The organism is Streptomyces sp. NPDC090119, from assembly GCF_044747085.1.
Taxonomy (GTDB): domain Bacteria; phylum Actinomycetota; class Actinomycetes; order Streptomycetales; family Streptomycetaceae; genus Streptomyces.
Genome location: NZ_JBIVDK010000012.1, coordinates 1 through 1,851 on the forward strand (window position 1 = coordinate 1; position 1,851 = coordinate 1,851).

Sequence of the window (1,851 nt, forward strand, 5' to 3'; positions counted from 1 at the left end):
GCTGTGATGGGTAGGGGAGCGTCGTGTGCCGGGTGAAGCAGCCGCGGAAGCGAGTTGTGGACGGTTCACGAGTGAGAATGCAGGCATGAGTAGCGATACACACGTGAGAAACGTGTGCGCCGATTGACTAAGGGTTCCTGGGTCAAGCTGATCTGCCCAGGGTAAGTCGGGACCTAAGGCGAGGCCGACAGGCGTAGTCGATGGATAACCGGTTGATATTCCGGTACCCGCTGTGAAGCGTCAAACATCGAGCATCGTGATGCTAAGGCCGTGAAGCCGTTCCGGACCCTTCGGGGAAAGGAAAGTGGTGGAGCCGCCGACCCAAGCGGTTAGTAGGTGAGTGATGGGGTGACGCAGGAAGGTAGTCCAGCCCAGGCGATGGTAGTCCTGGGGTAAGGGTGTAGGCCGTGTGATAGGTAAATCCGTCGCACATCAAGGCTGAGACCTGATGCCGAGCCGATTGTGGTGAAGTGGATGATCCTATGCTGTCGAGAAAAGCCTCTAGCGAGTTTCATGGCGGCCCGTACCCTAAACCGACTCAGGTGGTCAGGTAGAGAATACCGAGGCGTTCGGGTGAACTATGGTTAAGGAACTCGGCAAAATGCCCCCGTAACTTCGGGAGAAGGGGGGCCATCACTGGTGATAGCACTTGCTGCTTGAGCTGGGGGTGGCCGCAGAGACCAGCGAGAAGCGACTGTTTACTAAAAACACAGGTCCGTGCGAAGCCGTAAGGCGATGTATACGGACTGACGCCTGCCCGGTGCTGGAACGTTAAGGGGACCGGTTAGCTCTGATTCGTCAGGGCGAAGCTGAGAACTTAAGCGCCAGTAAACGGCGGTGGTAACTATAACCATCCTAAGGTAGCGAAATTCCTTGTCGGGTAAGTTCCGACCTGCACGAATGGCGTAACGACTTCTCGACTGTCTCAACCATAGGCCCGGTGAAATTGCACTACGAGTAAAGATGCTCGTTTCGCGCAGCAGGACGGAAAGACCCCGGGACCTTTACTACAGTTTGATATTGGTGTTCGGTTCGGCTTGTGTAGGATAGCTGGGAGACTGTGAACTCTGGACGCCAGTTCAGGGGGAGTCGTCGTTGAAATACCAGTCTGGTCGTGCTGGATGTCTAACCTGGGTCCGTGATCCGGATCAGGGACAGTGTCTGATGGGTAGTTTAACTGGGGCGGTTGCCTCCTAAAGAGTAACGGAGGCGCCCAAAGGTTCCCTCAGCCTGGTTGGTAATCAGGTGTTGAGTGTAAGTGCACAAGGGAGCTTGACTGTGAGACCGACGGGTCGAGCAGGGACGAAAGTCGGGACTAGTGATCCGGCGGTGGCTTGTGGAAGCGCCGTCGCTCAACGGATAAAAGGTACCCCGGGGATAACAGGCTGATCTTCCCCAAGAGTCCATATCGACGGGATGGTTTGGCACCTCGATGTCGGCTCGTCGCATCCTGGGGCTGGAGTCGGTCCCAAGGGTTGGGCTGTTCGCCCATTAAAGCGGTACGCGAGCTGGGTTTAGAACGTCGTGAGACAGTTCGGTCCCTATCCGCTGTGCGCGTAGGAATATTGAGAAGGGCTGTCCCTAGTACGAGAGGACCGGGACGGACGAACCTCTGGTGTGCCAGTTGTCCTGCCAAGGGCACGGCTGGTTGGCTACGTTCGGGAGGGATAACCGCTGAAAGCATCTAAGCGGGAAGCCTGCTTCGAGATGAGTATTCCCACCTCCTTGAGAGGGTAAGGCTCCCAGTAGACGACTGGGTTGATAGGCCAGATATGGAAGCCTGGTAACGGGTGGAGTTGACTGGTACTAATAGGCCGAGGGCTTGTCCTCAGTTGCTCGCGTCCACTGTGT

Annotated in this window: 1 rRNA gene; it reads left to right on the plus strand. The window is 56.5% G+C overall.

The window, feature by feature from the left end:
* Positions 1-1,830: ribosomal RNA gene (locus tag ACIPPM_RS30695) — 23S ribosomal RNA — on the plus strand; the annotation flags it as partial.
* Between the last annotated feature and the right edge of the window lie 21 nt (positions 1,831-1,851).